Annotated in this window: 14 protein-coding genes; 6 read left to right on the top strand and 8 right to left on the bottom strand. The window is 30.7% G+C overall.

The genetic code is table 11. The annotated features are described in order from the left end of the window. Nucleotides 1–12 precede the first annotated feature (12 nt). Nucleotides 13–726, bottom strand: coding sequence for a lipoyl(octanoyl) transferase LipB (lipB, locus tag BM072_RS07360; protein WP_092908015.1), 714 nt, complete (start codon nt 724–726; stop codon nt 13–15). Between the two features lie 282 nt (nt 727–1,008). Between lipB and BM072_RS07365 the strand changes: the two genes are divergently transcribed. Further along, nucleotides 1,009–3,162 (top strand): S46 family peptidase, encoded by a 2,154-nt coding sequence (locus tag BM072_RS07365; protein WP_092908016.1) that lies wholly within the window; start codon nt 1,009–1,011, stop codon nt 3,160–3,162. A 145-nt stretch (nt 3,163–3,307) separates the two neighbouring features. Then, a complete protein-coding gene (locus tag BM072_RS07370) occupies nt 3,308–4,456 on the top strand; it encodes an AI-2E family transporter (protein ID WP_092908017.1) in 1,149 nt (382 codons plus the stop codon). 78 nt (nt 4,457–4,534) lie between these two features. Here the strand turns inward: BM072_RS07370 and BM072_RS07375 are convergent, their stop codons facing one another. The 4 genes from BM072_RS07375 to BM072_RS07390 all read right to left on the bottom strand — a co-directional run bounded on the left by BM072_RS07375 (nt 4,535) and on the right by BM072_RS07390 (nt 9,680). Next, entirely contained in the window at nt 4,535–5,110 is a 576-nt protein-coding gene (locus BM072_RS07375) for a phosphatase PAP2 family protein (protein WP_092908018.1), read from the bottom strand. Continuing rightward, a complete protein-coding gene (locus BM072_RS07380; protein WP_245752073.1) occupies nt 5,110–5,658 on the bottom strand; it encodes a twin-arginine translocase TatA/TatE family subunit in 549 nt (182 codons plus the stop codon). Before BM072_RS07380 ends, BM072_RS07375 begins: the two co-directional genes overlap by 1 nt. Before the next feature lie 92 nt (nt 5,659–5,750). Next, nucleotides 5,751–8,723: a protein translocase subunit SecD gene (gene secD, locus BM072_RS07385; protein WP_245752075.1), complete on the bottom strand. Its 2,973-nt coding sequence runs from the start codon at nt 8,721–8,723 to the stop codon at nt 5,751–5,753. A gap of 108 nt (nt 8,724–8,831) precedes the next feature. Further along, complete coding sequence (locus BM072_RS07390) at nt 8,832–9,680, bottom strand: DUF6929 family protein (RefSeq protein WP_092908021.1); 849 nt, start codon at nt 9,678–9,680, stop codon at nt 8,832–8,834. A 132-nt stretch (nt 9,681–9,812) separates the two neighbouring features. On the opposite strand from BM072_RS07390, the gene BM072_RS07395 reads away from it, so the two are divergent. From BM072_RS07395 to BM072_RS07410, 4 genes are all read left to right on the top strand, one after another. Continuing rightward, nucleotides 9,813–11,036: an MDR family MFS transporter gene (locus tag BM072_RS07395; RefSeq protein WP_092908022.1), complete on the top strand. Its 1,224-nt coding sequence runs from the start codon at nt 9,813–9,815 to the stop codon at nt 11,034–11,036. 39 nt (nt 11,037–11,075) lie between these two features. Beyond that, complete coding sequence (locus tag BM072_RS07400; RefSeq protein WP_092908023.1) at nt 11,076–11,642, top strand: cob(I)yrinic acid a,c-diamide adenosyltransferase; 567 nt, start codon at nt 11,076–11,078, stop codon at nt 11,640–11,642. Next, entirely contained in the window at nt 11,635–12,264 is a 630-nt protein-coding gene (locus BM072_RS07405) for a thiamine diphosphokinase (protein ID WP_338061009.1), read from the top strand. Before BM072_RS07400 ends, BM072_RS07405 begins: the two co-directional genes overlap by 8 nt. Before the next feature lie 65 nt (nt 12,265–12,329). Then, the gene (locus tag BM072_RS07410; protein WP_092908025.1) at nt 12,330–13,064 is read left to right on the top strand and encodes an SIMPL domain-containing protein; all 735 of its coding nucleotides are present in this window, start codon (nt 12,330–12,332) and stop codon (nt 13,062–13,064) included. 163 nt (nt 13,065–13,227) lie between these two features. Here BM072_RS07410 and BM072_RS15585 read toward each other — a convergent pair whose 3' ends face one another. The 3 genes from BM072_RS15585 to BM072_RS07425 all read right to left on the bottom strand — a co-directional run bounded on the left by BM072_RS15585 (nt 13,228) and on the right by BM072_RS07425 (nt 16,031). Next, entirely contained in the window at nt 13,228–13,353 is a 126-nt protein-coding gene (locus BM072_RS15585; RefSeq protein ID WP_260562323.1) for a hypothetical protein, read from the bottom strand. A gap of 83 nt (nt 13,354–13,436) precedes the next feature. Next, on the bottom strand, nt 13,437–14,279 hold the full coding sequence (locus BM072_RS07415) for an alpha/beta hydrolase family protein (protein ID WP_092908026.1): 843 nt from the start codon (nt 14,277–14,279) through the stop codon (nt 13,437–13,439). 306 nt (nt 14,280–14,585) lie between these two features. Beyond that, a complete protein-coding gene (locus BM072_RS07425; protein WP_092908028.1) occupies nt 14,586–16,031 on the bottom strand; it encodes a serine hydrolase domain-containing protein in 1,446 nt (481 codons plus the stop codon). Between the last annotated feature and the right edge of the window lie 108 nt (nt 16,032–16,139).

The raw sequence follows: 16,139 nt of genomic DNA on the forward strand, positions 1-16,139 counted from the left end.
TTCGAGATAATATTATTTTATTTCTACATCAAAAACATCCATAAAATGTTTTTTTGCATGTGCTTTAATTTCGTTCATATCAATCTGAAAACCAAGCTCTCTATCTAAAGAAGTCACCGCTTTGTCTTGAATTCCACAAGGAACAATGTACTCAAAATAACGTAAATCTGTATTTACATTCAACGCAAAACCGTGCATTGTAATCCAACGAGAAGCTTTAACACCCATTGCGCAAATTTTACGTGCAAATGGTTTTCCGGGATCTAACCAAACACCTGTTTCTCCTTTAGAACGTTCTCCTTTTAGACCATATTCTGCAATTGTTTTAATAATTACTTCTTCCAAATTGCGCATATACAAATGAATATCTGGCTTAAAAGTATCTAAATCAATAATAGGATAACCAATCAATTGTTGTGGTCCGTGATAGGTAATATCTCCTCCTCTATTCGTCTTAACAAATGTGGCATTTATCTCGTTTAATTTATCGCTAGAAGCTAACATATTTTCCAAATGTCCACTTTTACCAAGCGTATAAACGTGCGGATGTTCTACAAATAAAAGATGATTAGTTGTCGTTTTAAAATCAGATTTTCCTTCCTTTTCTTGTGCGCGGTTATATTGTTTGATGGCGATATTATCTGCTAAAAGAGATTCTTGATAATCCCAAATTTCTTGGTAATCTCTATCAATTCCTAAATCTTGAAATTTTACAACTTGTTTCATTTTACAATGTGTTTCGAGTTGCGAATTTACAAAGAAAGCTGCTTATATAAAGATTGGCTGCGGTATATTTTTAATATCATTAACATATATCCTTTTTGATTTTAAACTTTAATAGAAGATTGAAAGACAAAAAATAGTACAAAAACTCAATTACTATAAAATAAATTGATAAACTGAGATAAAAATCACTAAAAATATTGATTATAACCTTTCAACTACACAACGAAACCTTTATCTTTGGTTTTTTAGAAATCGATAAAAACTAATTAATCAGAATAAAGAATGAAAAAACTAATCGTTAAAGGTTCAATTTTAATGGCTTTGTTTGCAAACTTTAATGTTTTTGCACAACAAGGTGGTGGAATGTGGATTCCTACAGAATTGAATGAGAAGGAAATGAAGGATATGGGATTAAAAATCTCATCGAGTGATATTTTTAGTACAGGAGACAAAAGTATCAATAATGCGGTTGCTCACTTTGGTGGTGGTTGTACATCCGAAGTTATTTCTCCAAATGGTTTATTATTAACAAATCATCACTGTGGTTATGGCGAAATTCAAGCTCATTCTTCTTTAGAAAATGATTATTTAACAGATGGTTTTTGGGCAAAAGAGTTAAAAGACGAATTGCCTAATGAAGGTTTAACTGCAACTTTTATTGTTGATATTAAAGATGTAACATCTGCAATTTTAAAAGGTGTAAAAGACAATATGTCTGAAGAAGACCGTAATAAAATCATCAAAAAAAATATTGAAGATTTAAACGGTAAAACAAAAACAGAATCTTATCAAGCTGCATTTATCAAGCCTTTTTACAAAGGAAATAAATATTACCAATTTACAACAGAAACGTATAAAGATGTTCGTTTAGTTGGTGCGCCGCCATCTGCAATTGGTAAATATGGTAATGATACGGATAACTGGGTTTGGCCTCGTCATACCGGAGATTTTTCTATGTTCCGTATTTATGCAGATAAAAACAATAAACCTGCTGATTATTCTGCAGACAATGTTCCATTTAAACCAAAACATTTTTTACCGATTAATATAACTGGTATTCAACAAGATGATTTTACGTTTGTTTATGGATTTCCAGGAACTACGGACGAATATTTAGCTGCTTCATCAATCGAGCAAATTAAAGATGTAATTGATCCTGCGCGTATCAATGTTCGTACAATTGCATTATCTCACATTGATAAAAAAATGAGAGAAGACAATGCAACACGTATCGCGTATGCGTCTAAACAAGCGCGTATTTCTAATTCTCACAAAAAATGGATTGGAGAAGTTTTAGGATTAAATCGTTCTAAAGCTGTAGAAAAACGTCAAGCATACGAGCAAGAATTTATGTCTAGAATTGAAAAAGATTCGAAACTTAAAAAGCAATATGCAACGGTTATTTCTGATTTAAACGAATTAAACAAAGTAAATAAAGATTACAATTTAGCATACACAATGTATACAGAAACGTTTTATTCTAATTCAGAAACGTTTAGAATGGCATTGACGTTAAATAATATTTTGAATGCTGTTGGTCAAAAAAATTATGCAGAAGTAAAAGCAAAATCGTTAAACACGGTTGCTTCTATGCACAAGGATTATAATGCGGATTTAGATCAAACTATTTCTTCGGATTTAACGGATAATTATTTCAAGGTTGTTCCTCAAAATTTATTACCAAATACAACTGCTGCAACTATCAAAACTGCATTAGGAAATTCTATTGTAAATGGAACTAAAAAATTAAACGGACAATCTACATTAGGAAACATCAAGGCATTAGCAGAAAATGATGCAGAATTTATTAAAGCATTAAAAGACGATGCTTTAATTGCTCAAATTCGTTTAATTTTAGATGCAAATCAAACTAAAGTTACGCCTACATATTTAGCTAATCAAGACAAAATGAGTAAGTTGATGCGTACATATATGAAAGGACAAATGGATGTTTTTGCAGACCGTAAAATCTTTCCAGATGCCAATTCAACTTTACGTGTAACTTATGGTAAAGTAGATGGTTACCAACCTCGTGATGCGGTTTATTACGAACCAATTACGCACATGGAAGGAATTGTAGAAAAATACATTCCAGGTGATTATGAGTACGATTTACCTAAACACATGTTACATTTATACGAAACAAAAGATTATGGTAAATATGCCGATAAAACGGGGAAATTACCGGTTAACTTTATTGCAACAAACCATACAACTGGAGGAAATTCTGGTTCGCCTGCTTTAGATGCAAAAGGAAATTTAATTGGATTAAACTTTGACCGCGTTTGGGAAGGAACAATGTCTGATTTAAATTATGATCCAGAAATTTGCCGTAACATTATGGTAGATTCTCGTTACATTTTATGGGTGATTGACAAATATGCCAACGCACAACGTTTGATTAACGAAATGACTATTATTGACGAAAGTAAATAATAACAGATAAACAACTGAAAACCACGTTTTAATAACGTGGTTTTTTTATGCGAATTTCTTAAAAAAATCAAAAGAATATTAAATTTTATCAAGTATATTTACTACAATCAACTTATAATTTCACCTAAATAAAACACGATAAATTATGGAAGTCATTAAAAAATGGCCATTTTATTTAAAACTAACCTGCTCATTATTATCAATTATTTGTTTAACATTTATTGCAATAATAGGTAAAGAGATTTTAGTTCCCTTAATACTAGGCTTTTTAATCTCGATATTATTGGTTCCGGTTTGTAATTTTTTTGAACGATTTTTGAGATTTCCTCGCGCAGTTGCAAGTATTGTAACTACGTTATTATTTGCTTCGTTTATTATCGGAATTTTTTATTTAATCGCAATACAATTAGCAGAAATTGCAAATGAATGGCCAACATTTCAGAAGCAAATTATAGATGCTTTTACCAATATTCAACAATGGATACACCAAACTTTTGGAATTAATTCGCACGCGCAAATAGAATATTTAAGTAAAAATATAAAATCGACCATAGAAACAAGTACAATTGTTATAGAAAAAGTAGTTTCTATTGTAACATCAATGAGTGTAACTATTTTATTTACATTTCTTTATGTCGTTTTCTTATTGATTTATCGCCGTCATTTGGTTAAATTTTTATTTTATGCATTTGATTCAGAATCGCACGAAAAGGTGTATAAAGTAATTACATCAATTCAAAAAATGGTTAAACAATATCTAATTGGACTGTTTTTACAAATGATTATCGTTTCTACTTTAGCATTTATTGCTTTCACTATTTTAGACTTAAAATATCGTTTTGTTTTAGCAATACTTACCGGTGTACTCAATATTGTGCCGTATGTTGGTATCGTAATTTCGTTATTGGTTACACTTATCATTACGTTTGCTACGATGTCAGCATCCAAAATTTTCTTTGTATTGATTGCTTTTCTAGCCATTCACGCCATAGATGGAAACATTGTAATGCCAAAAATTGTAGGTTCTAAAGTCAAGATAAATTCACTAATTGTGATTATCGGTTTAGTTATCGGAGAAATGACTTGGGGAATTATGGGAATGTTATTATCCATACCAATTCTGGCTTTAATGAAAATTGTTTTTGATAATGTGACCGAATTAAAACCTTGGGGATATTTGTTGGGCGATGATGACGAAACTGAAATTGATTCGGATTTGAATAATTTTTTAGCGCATAAAAAACAATCTAAAAAGAAGAAGAAAAAGTTAGTCGAAGATCAAGAAACGGCGTAAAAGCTAATTTCTATTTTACATAATTTAAGAAAACACTTCATAAAAAAAGCTGAAACAAATCTGTTTCAGCTTTTTAATTTATACTTTATTTAAATATTTTTTCTCAAGAAAATAATAAAGTTTCAAGAAAACATAAGCGAAAAATATTCCGATTAATGTTCCAAAGAAAACATCTCCGGTAAAATGAACGCCTACATAAACTCTACTATAAGCTATCATTAATGCCCAAATTACCAAAACATAAATTAACCATTTGTATTGACGTCTTAACAAAACGCCCATAAAAAGTGCGATTGCAATATGATTGGATGCGTGCGCAGATGTAAAACCATATTTTCCTCTACCCTCGCAATCTATCGGACGAAATAATCCTTGAATAGATTCTGTATAACAAGGTCGAAAACGTTGAAACGAATTTTTAAGAATATTAGTAAATTGATCTGCACAAGTTATCATTAGCGCAATACAAATTCCGGCCAATAATGTTTTTTTCCATCCTAATTTTGTATAAAGTAGAATTAAGAAAATAACATATAACGGAATCCATGTTTTTTTATCGGTTATAAGTAACCAAAACCAATCCCATTTTTCTGTTCCTAAATTATTGAAGTACAAAAATATTTGTACGTCCCAATCAAAAAAATCTTGTATCATTATCTACTTACCGAACCGCCTAAAGCATTGTTAACAGTTGGTTCCTTAATTTCTTCTTGTGGCTCAACCGTCAATTGTTCTGTTTGTGGTTCTACAGCAGATTCTGTTACAGTTACTTCTTCAATCTGAATTGGTTCTTCTTGAATTGGAGTTTCAGTTTTAACAGGTTCTGTCCTTAATGCATCATCCACCAAATTATCTTGATGAACTGCACTGTGTATTTCATCAATTGGATTTCTTACATCATCAAAAGACTTCTGAAAATCGTCCATTGGATTAATTTTCTGAAAAGAATTTTTCACTTGATCCATCGGATTTAGTTCTTTAATTGTATTCTGAAGATCTTTTGTTACATCAGATTCCTGTATAGGATTCATAATCTCTTGCTTTATATCTTCTGATGCTTCTTTTAATTTACGTACAGCAGTTCCTAATCCACGTGCAATTTCTGGAATTTTATCTGGTCCAAAAATTACAACGGCAACCACCATAATAATCACGACTTCCTGGAAGTCTAAAAACGCTGGGTATATTACTAAACTATTCACGAAACAAATGTATAAAATCTAAACTGAGTACCATAAAAAAAGCCATCAAATTTACTTGATGGCTTTCTTAAAATTTATTTAAAATTTGACTTTTATTTATTCATTTTTCCTTTCGGAGTAAAATCATATAATAATGGTGATGCTACAAAAATAGATGAGAATGTACCAATTACGATACCAATCAATTTTGCAAACATAAATCCTTTGATAGATTCTCCTCCAAAAGAGAAGATAATTAATACGATTAAGAACGTAGACAACGATGTATTAATAGTACGTGATAAAGTTTCTGATGTAGAAATGTTGATAATATCATATAATTTATGATTTTTTTCTACAGTTAAGTTTTCACGAATACGGTCTAAGATAATAATCGAGTCATTCATCGAATAACCAATTACTGTTAAAATTGCGGCGATAAATGCTTGGTCAATTTCCATATTAAAAGGTAACATTCCTTTAAAGAATGAGAAAACTCCTAATACGATAATCACATCATGCGCCAATGCAATAATTGTTGATAATGAGAATTGCCAACGTTTAAACATTACAATTAGGTAGAAGAAAATTGCTACTAATGCTAATGTTACTGCTATAAATGAGGCTCTTGTTGTATCATCGGCAATTGTAGGACCTACTTTTGCAGAAGACATTAAACCAATTTTTGCATTATCTTCTGAGAAATCTTTTTCAGATAAATTTGCTGGTAAATATGGTTTTAAGCCTGAATATAATTTGTCTTTAATTTCGTCATCAACGTTTGATCCATCTTCGTCAGCTTTATAAGCTGTTGTAATCTTTATTTGATTTTCACCTCCATAAGTTTTTACTTGCGGAATAATTTTTTCTCCGTCTAAGATAAATACATCTCCTAAACTTTCAGAAATTTGTTGTGGATCTACGCTTTTGTCAAAACGAACTGTATAAGTACGTCCTCCTTTAAACTCGATACCCATATCAAAACCTTTCGTAAAGATAGAAGCTAATGCAGCAATTGTTAAAATGATAGAAATTGTATAAGAAACCTTTCTCGTTTTTAACAAATCTACTTTGATATTTTGTAACCAATGCGCTGTAAAACTTGTATAGAATGGTACTGATTTTCCTTTAGCTAAACGACCTTCAACAAAATAACGTGTAATAAAAATCGCTGTAAATGTAGAAGTAAAAATACCAATCATAAACGTTGTAGCAAAACCAACAACTGGTCCTTTACCAAAAACGAAAAGAATTAAAGCTGTAATAAATGATGTTGAATTGGCATCAATAATAGCAGAAAAAGCTCCTTTCCAAGAATAAGCGAAATCTACTGCTTGACGCAATGATTTTCCTTTTCTTAACTCCTCTTTTACCCTTTCGTAAATTAAGATATTGGCGTCCATACCTGTAACCAACGTTAAGATAATACCCGCAATACCAGGTAAAGATAATGTCGCTTTTAACGAAACTAAGAATCCTAATAAGAATAATAAGTTGATGATTAATGCAACATTTGCATAAAGACCTGCACGGCTGTAGTAGAATACCATCCATACTAATACCAATGCAAATGCACAACCAAATGCGATTAACGAACTGTTAATAGCTTCTTGTCCTAATGATGGACCAACGATTTCTGCAGAAACAATTTTAGATGATGCTGGTAAAGAACCGGCTTGTAAAATGTTTGCTAAATCTTTTGCCTCCTCAAGTGTAAAGTTTCCAGAAATTTGAGAACTACCTCCTGTAATTTGGTTTTTGATGTTTGGTGCAGAATAAACCATGTTATCTAACACAATTGCAACACCTTGACCATTTCTATCTGTACCTGATGGTTTTAATTCATCTGTAATACGAGCCCATTCCTGTGCTCCTACCGGACTCATTTGCATAGATACTACAGGCTCATTAGTTAAAGATCCTGCATTTCTTTCTGCAGATGCAGAAACAACTTTATCTCCAGTAATTAATGGTTCTTGCGCACCATTTTTACCTTTTAACGCATAAAACTCTAATAATTTAGGAGAACCTTTTGCTTCAGCTTTTCCTAAATCCATTGGTTTATTTGCCCAAGAATATTTGTATCCTCTAATATTTGATGGTAAAGCCGCTACAAAACCTTTGTCTTGTAATACGCGATTTACAACAGCAGTATCTTTTACGTCAACTACAAAACTAGCGTTAGAACCTACTGGTTGCATAACTTCTGCTAAAGATTTGATAACTTGACCGTCTTTGTTTGTTACTTTATATTTCTCTGTATTAACACCAGAAAAATAAGACATAACTGTAGGATCTTGTCTTACAACTTGCCAAAATTCTAATTTAGCAGTAGATTGTAATAATTTTTTTACACGATCTGTATCCGAAACACCTGGTAATTCTACCAAAATTCGTCCGTCACCTTTATCTCCTAAACGTTGAATTACTGGTTCTACTACACCAAATTGATTAATACGAGAGCTAATTACATCATATGCTGTTGCAACTTTTGCTTCGATATCTTTACGAATAACTTCTTTTACTTGGTCATCAGATGCATTATAAGGAATCTTATCTGCATTGTTTTTGTTTCCAAATAAATCTGCTGCAGCATATTTTGTTCCTCCTTTGATTTTATCAAATTCCTGAAAAAATAATTCTACATAAGGTACGTTACCGTTTGTTTTTTGAGCTTTATCTGTCGCATCCAAAGCAGTTCCCAACATTGGGTTTTGACTTTTAGCTGATAAATTTTCGATTAAGTCTCTCTCAGATACTTGTAAAACTACGTTAATACCACCTTTAAGGTCTAACCCTAAATTGATTTCGTTATTTTTTGCATGAGCATAATCATACTTTATAATACCTAAATCTAGCGGATGTTGAGCTAAACTATCTAAAACTCTTGGTTCGTCTTCAGGCGTAGTCGCTAATCGCGCCGCCTCATGCTCCACCTTTGTTGCGTACCAAGTATAGCTTAGCTGTCTGATACACAAAAGACTTAAAATAATTGCAAATGTTGCAATGAGCCATCTTCCTCGCATAATTGTGTTTAATAAATAAATTTTAACGGCCAAATATAATAATCTTGAAAATGTTTTCACAATTTTTTAACAATATTATATTCTAAAAAAAACCGTCGTACTAGTTAATATGTTGATTTAATTTTATTTGAACGCTTATTTTATATTCTATTTTTAGAAAACATGTTTCTAATCTTTTAATTCATATTTATAAATAAAGATGTTTGCTTTTTTAGAGTCGTCATCATTATCTTCGCATAAATACAAGGTATACTTTCGTCGAGATTGTTTGTATAACGCCAATCCTTCTACTTTTCTATCAGCCGAAATTTGTTTCCAACGCGTTACTTTCATTGTATTCAAATCCAATTCTCCAATTATAGAACCTTTTATTTCGCCATTATATTGTGTTGTACTCTTAGATTCTACAGTTGCAGTAAACAAAACTTTACCATCAACCAAAATAACATCCGAAAAAGTAGTTGTTTCATTATTCAATTGTGGCAAATCTATCGTAAAAAATTCGATTTCTTTTCCTTTCAAATCATTTAATTTTCCAGCAACTTTATAAACTCCATTTACGCCAGCAGGTCCATTTCCTCGGTTAAAAAAATAAGTACAATGTCCGTCTGTTAAAAGTCCTTCTATATTAAAATCTTTTTTTGAAAGTTTAGAAACTGCTAAAAATTCATCAAACAAATACTTATAATTACTATTTTGTACTTCTTTGGTTTTGATGTTATACGAAATCAAATCAAAACGATTTTCTTTAGAACCAGAACCCAAAATGTATAAATGATCGTCGTATTTTGTAATCGATTCAAAATCTGGTTTGTCTTTTTTATTAACATCCTTCGACTTTACTTCTGGATTTAAATCAACTTTTTCTACGCGCTCTTTTTTCTTGTCATAAATATACAAATGTGCGTCGTCATCGGCAATTGCATAAACATGATTTTTGTCCACAACCAAACCAGATGCAGCACCAAGTCCGTTGATTATGATTAAAACCTTTAAAATGAAGTTATAAAACAGCATAGTTTTCAGTTTATTTTTTAACGATTCCAAAAGTAATCAAAGATTATCAGAAACCTTGATAAATAACCGATTTTTTGCAAAAAAAGACCTTAACTTTGCAAAGTTTGGTAAATATTGGTAAATACAACGAAGATGAAGAAAATTCTAAAAATTTATATTGAAGCCTACAGCGGTCTTTCCAAAGAATCGTGGATGTTGGCTATTGTAATGTTGTTGAATCGTATGGGTTCAATGGTTTTGCCATTTTTAGGAATTTATTTAATCTCCGAACTAAACTTTAGTTTGCAACAATCTGGTATTGTTTTAAGCTTTTACGGAATTGGAGCCGTAATTGGTTCTTGGCTTGGCGGATGGATTACCGACAAAATTGGAAATTTTAAAGTGCAAGCTTTAAGTTTATTTTTGAGTGCACCATTATTTTTGTTGTTACCATATTTTAAATCGGTCGAATCTTTTGCCGCAATTATGCTTGTTCTGAGTACAATTAGCGAAATGTTTCGTCCAGCAAACTCAGTTGCAATAACTCGTTATGCAAAAAAACAAAATATTACACGTGCATTTTCTTTAAACAGAATGGCGGTAAATTTAGGTTTTTCAATAGGACCATCTATGGGCGGATTTTTATCTAATTATTCTTACGATTTATTATTTTATTGTAATGCAGCAGCAGCGCTAATTGCCGGAATTGTTTTTGTTGCTTTTTTTAAAGGAAGAAAAGAACGAAACGCTGCTCCAGTAGAAGAAAATCTACCAAAAGAAGAAGTTGTAAAAGAGCGAAATGCGTATACCGATGTCAAATTTTTACTATTCAATTTGGTGTGTGTGTTCTTTTCGATGGCGTTTTTCCAAATTCTAAACACTGTTCCATTATTTTACAAAGATGTTATTCATCTTTCGCAAACGGAAATTGGTCTGTTAATGGGTTTTAGTGGAATTTTAATTGTTGTTTTCGAAATGTTACTTATTCATACAACCGAAAAAAGATTTACAGTAACACAATTATTAGTTTTCGGATCATTTATCACTTCTATCAGTTTTGTATTATTCACAGTCAATCATACATTAGGAATGTTGTATTTCGCAATTGGATTAATGTCTATTGGCGAAATGTTGGTACTTCCACTCATGTCTACCGTAACCGCTTTTCGTGCACAAAAAAACAACCGTGGTGCTTATATGGGACTTAACGGAATATCGACTGCCATTGCATTTATTGTTTCACCGTTTTTGGGAACGCATGTTGCTACAACCTACGGTTTTGACACATTATGGTTAATAACAGCCGTGTTACTTGTTGCTGTTGCAGTTGGCTATTACTTTTTTACAAAACCACTTTTACCTAAAAATATGCAATAATTTGTCTATCTTCGGTAATCTAAATAGAACAAAAAAAACATGAAAGTATATACTAAAACAGGAGACAAAGGAACAACCGGACTTTACGGCGGAACCAGAGTTTCTAAACATAGTTTAAAAATAGAATCTTACGGAACTGTTGACGAATTAAACTCATATTTAGGTTTGATTCGTTCTTATGAAATAGATCCAATTTTTGAAGAAGAAATTATCATCATTCAAAAAGATTTATTCAACCTTGGAGCAGAATTGGCTACACCAGTAGACAAATTATATTTGGCAAATGGTAAACCTCGCATTCCGAGAACCGTAACAGAAGAAGATATTATACAGTTAGAAACTTGGATTGATGATATGGAAAGTCAATTAGAGCAATTAACTCATTTCATTTTACCAGGCGGAAATCAAGCTGCATCTCACGCACACGTTGCGCGTTGCATTTGCCGTCGTGCAGAACGTTTAACAGTTGGCTTAGCTGACGTAGAAGAAATTCGTCCTGAATTACAAAAATACTTAAACCGTCTTTCTGATTATTTATTTGTTTTAGGTCGCAAAATTGCCTCAGATAATAACCACGAAGAAGTAAAATGGATTCCTGGTGAATAAAGTACTCTTATTTTTGAATGGCGAAGTGCCAACAATTCTACCTGATACATCAAATTATGAAATGATTTTTTGTACAGATGGAGCATTTCGCTATTTAAAAAATTTAAATATAAAACCCGATGTTATTTCTGGAGATTTTGATTCGATTGAGTTAAAAGATTTTCCGACAGATATCGAAATTATTACAACTCCAGATCAAAATGACACTGATTTTGTAAAAATACTAACTATAATACAAGAAAAAGGATTTACAAATATTGATGTTTTTGGTGCAAGTGGTCGTCAACAAGATCATTTTTTAGGTAATCTTAATGCTGCTTTTCGTTTCAAGAATGAACTGAACATTGTTTTTTACGATAATTATAGTTCTTATTTTTTTGCAGAAAAATATACCGAATTAGAAGGTTATTTTGGACGAACAATTTCTTTAATTCCTTTTCCAGAATGTAAAAACATCACAACAAAAGGATTAGAATTTCCACTAAATAAAGAAGATTTAAACCTACTTTCTCGCATCGGAACTCGAAATAAATCAATTGATGATAAAGTAACAATTGAGTTTGAAAGTGGTGATTTAGTTATTTTTATTATCGACCAAGAATTTCCAGTTTTATTGGCTTAATTTAGCCATAAATAGTGATTTAAAATATTCATAATTTTTGTATTTTTACTTAAAACCAAACTATTATGAATAAATTTTCTGTCATTGTTGCCTCTATTTTAGCAATAGGTCTTGTTATTGGAGCTTTTATCTTAGGAAATGCCTACAAATATAAATTTAAAACTTCCGAATCTATCAATGTTACAGGTAATGCGTTAAAAGATTTTAATGCAGATCTTGTAAAATGGCGTGCTACTTTTAGTCGAAAAGATTTTGACTTAAGAGTTGCTTCCGATCAATTAAAAGCAGATCAAATTGTGGTTAAAAATTTCTTGATTTCGCAAGGAATTAAACCAAATGAAATTGTTTTTGAAGCTGTTAATATCTCAAAAGATTTTCAGTACGGCACTGATAGCAACGGAGCTTCTATCAGCCAATTTACGGGTTATAATTTGTCGCAAGATGCTACAATTGAATCAAAAGAATTGGATAAAATTGAGAAAGCATCGCGCGAAATTTCAAATTTAATTAGCCAAGGAATTGAATTAAGTTCTTCAAATCCAAATTATTATTACTCTAAATTAGAAGATTTAAAATTAGAATTAATTGCGCAAGCTTCTGAAAACGCAAAACAACGCGCAGAAAATATTGCAACAAAATCTGGTGGAAATTTAGGAAAACTACAAAAAGCAGATTTAGGAATTTTTCAGATTACTGGTAAAAATGATAACGAAGAATATTCGTCTGGTGGAGCTTTAAATACAACTTCTCGTCAAAAAACTGCAAATATTACAGTTAAAACAAGTTATAGTTCAAATTAAACGTCTTTCTTAAATAAATATTCATAAAAATATAGAATAATAGCGTTTATCTAAATTATTTGATTATCTTTAGAAAGCTTAATTTTAGCATGAGGATATAAAAAGAAAGCACTTTTCAAAATAATGAAAAGTGCTTTCTTTTGTTTTTTGTTAACTATTACTATTACATCATTGCAACTACAAGCAACACAAATATAGAAGCGGCGATTAGAATATCAACTAATTTTATTCTTAAACCTCCAAGACTTATTCCGCTCTTAGAAACATGATTTTTTCTAGATGTAGACATATTATTTATTTCCTATTTATTAGATATTTTGTCTAATACTAATTCTATGCCATAATTTTCTTAACAGATGTTAAATAGAAATTTTATCCTATATTTTTTAAAAATTTAGTACAATATTCTGTTACTTCTTGCAAATGTATTGGTAAAATAGGTTCATTCCAAGGCTCTTTTCCTCCAAAAGTATGGTTTGCATCTTGGATAATTAATAATTCAGAATTTTTTGCCCAACTATGTAACAAATCTGCCGTTTTACTTTTTACGGCTTCATCATTTGTACCATGAACAATTAAATACGATTTTTTAAGATGTTGTGCAGCAAATTGTATATTCAAAGTTTCTTTGTTCTTTTTGAAATCTTCATAAAACGAATAATAATGTGGCATTTGTTGTTTTGTACGTGCATTTTCTACGTAAAAAACTCCTTTTTGTTTATAATCTTCTAACCGATCATTTTTAGGAAAACGAGCTGCAAAACTATCAATACTTGCAAGTGTTATTAACGCTTTTACACGATTGTCTTTATATGCCTGCAAAATTGTATCTCCTCCTCCTCTACTATGCCCAATTAAAATTATTTTTGAAGCATCAACTTTTGGATGTTTCTCAAAATGATCAATTACTTTTTGATAATCAGACATTTCTTTAGAATATGTATTATTTCCGAAAGCTTCTAAATCGTCAAAATCTTTTGGATTTTCGATTGTTGTTCCGTTATGCGAAAAATTAAATTTAACAAATACAAATCCTGCTTTAGCAAATTCATCTGCCATCAAATCAAACGTTCCCCAATCTTTATAACCTTTGTAACCATGTGCAAAAATTAGCAAAGGAAATTGCCCTTCCATATCTGGATAAAAACAATCTGCTAAAAAAGATTTTGTTTCTGGATTATCGATAATGATATTTCGCTCTTTTATCGTATTCATTTTTTATTTTATAATATTTCTAAATTCATTTGTTATTTTTTAATGAAACTATTTGCATAAAATACATCTTAAAAACCCTTGAAATGAATAATTTTGTCTTTACTTCAACAGATATAGTAATTTCAGATCGATCGAAATTATTTGCAAATAAAGATAAAATGATTTCCAAATACAAACTCATAACTTATGCGGATGGAAAATTAATCGCATCAAGTAACTACTTAGGATTATTTTTATCTGAACTAATAAAAAGCCAAGTAATAAATTTACATAGCTTAGTTTATAGGTTTATAAAAATCCGATAGATTATTTTTTGATGATTTCGTACTCTATTTTCTCGATCATTTTCTCAGAATTGCCGTTGGTTCCACCTTGGTTGATTGCTTTTTTATAGCATTCTAGTGCCAAATCATATTGTTTGTTGGTGAAATAAGCTTCTCCTAAACTATCCATTACATTCGGGTTTTTAGGAAATTCTTTTACAGCTAATTTGAATATTTCAATTGATTCATTTATTTTTCCCAATCTTAGTAATTCATATCCTAAGGTATTCAGTTCGCTTGGATTTTCAAAGCTATATTCATTCTTAGAATTTTGTTTCAGCAAAAAATATGTTTCAATCGCTTTATTCATATCACTTTGAGCTACTTTTCTTATGCTCTGATAAATAGATTTTTTAGGGATTTCATAATTTTTATCTAGCATTAAATCATGAATTGTATGGCCCAAATTCCAAACTATATTTCGATTATTAGACATCAGAATGATGGTAATATCATTTTTGAAATCACTTAAAAAAATAGATTCAAATTTATAGGAAATACCATTGTGGCGTTGCAAATCTTCATTTTCTAAATAGGTACCAAGAGAACCGCCTTCGTCTTTTGCGTATGGATTATTTAACAGCGTTTGAAAAGATTCTTTGGATATTAAACGGTTATGCTTCATTGCATCCAGCCATTTGTAAAAATCATTGATATCTACCCAAAGCCAACCACTTATAAATTCAATTTCCGGACATCTGACATTGTCCATATCATAACAAGAGGTTCTGTTTTTATACGCAAATTTAGGATCAGATACCGAATTATTCATTTTCAGTGGTTTAACAATGTTCTTAGTAACAAATTCTTGATAAGACATTCCACTGACTTTTTCTATGATTCTTCTTTGCAAAAAAACATTGCCATTGTCATACCTATAACCAGTACCAGGTTCAAACAGTAAAGTATCTGTTTTCTTTAAAACTTTCCATGCTTCTTCATCATTTTTGGGAACTATGAGACCGTTTTCAATTCTAGGAATGCCGCTGGCATAATTTAGAAGATGTCTAACAGTCACTTTTTCTGCCCATTTTGGTAAATCCAAATTATATTTAGAAATAGGATCATCAAGATTAAGAAGTCCATCTTCCGCCAAAATCATAATAGAAACGGCATTAAATTCCTTTGCAATAGAACCAATATTAAATATTGACTTATCAGTTAATTTAGTTTGTTTTGTTTCATCTGTGAAACCAAATGATTTTTTATAAATGATTTCACCATTTTTAGCAACCAAAACATTTCCATTGAAAAGACCTCTTTCATAAGATTTTGACATTAAAGCATCTATTTGATCGGTATAGTTTTGATTTTTTTTATGAGAGACTTGCTGAATATTTTTTGTTTCCTTTATATTATTTAGTTGCTGAGCAGAAATAATTTGGTTAAAAAAAATAATGTTTAACAGTAAAAAAATAATGTTTTTCATAGTTTCAATTTTGAATTTATCTGTTGTTTTTAAACAACTCTATCAAGAGTTTTTTTGCATCTTATTTATAAGATTCTCACACAATATTTTTGAATATTTCAGAGTATC

The organism is Algoriella xinjiangensis, assembly GCF_900115015.1.
GTDB lineage: Bacteria > Bacteroidota > Bacteroidia > Flavobacteriales > Weeksellaceae > Empedobacter > Empedobacter xinjiangensis.